Raw genomic sequence first — 308 nt, 5'->3', positions numbered from 1 at the left:
AATAGGCCAACAACTTACACCACACAGAAACATACAAAATTCTGCTTGCGTCCACTATGTGGTTCCCAACCAACAACCCCGGCCACCCGGGCACCGTTGACAGGAACCATAACTAAATAACAACACCACAACGCTGTCCCCAGGACAGCGAGTTGTAACCACACTAGTTTTCCCACCCCCCAACGCATGACCGGGGGGTTCGGGTGAAAGGGTTACGGCGGTCATAGCGTGGGGGAAACGCCCGGTCCCATTCCGAACCCGGAAGCTAAGACCCACAGCGCCGATGGTACTGCACCCGGGAGGGTGTG

1 rRNA gene is annotated in these 308 nt (G+C 56.5%); it reads left to right on the top strand.

The window, feature by feature from the left end:
• Positions 1-213: 213 nt before the first annotated feature.
• Positions 214-308, top strand: a 5S ribosomal RNA gene (gene rrf, locus ACTJK0_RS21440); the annotation flags it as partial.

Origin of the sequence: Paenarthrobacter sp. 22069, assembly GCF_052046035.1 — a bacterium.
Taxonomy (GTDB): domain Bacteria; phylum Actinomycetota; class Actinomycetes; order Actinomycetales; family Micrococcaceae; genus Arthrobacter.
Note: the sequence above shows the minus strand (reverse complement) of the source record. Positions and strands in the feature narration are given on the sequence as shown.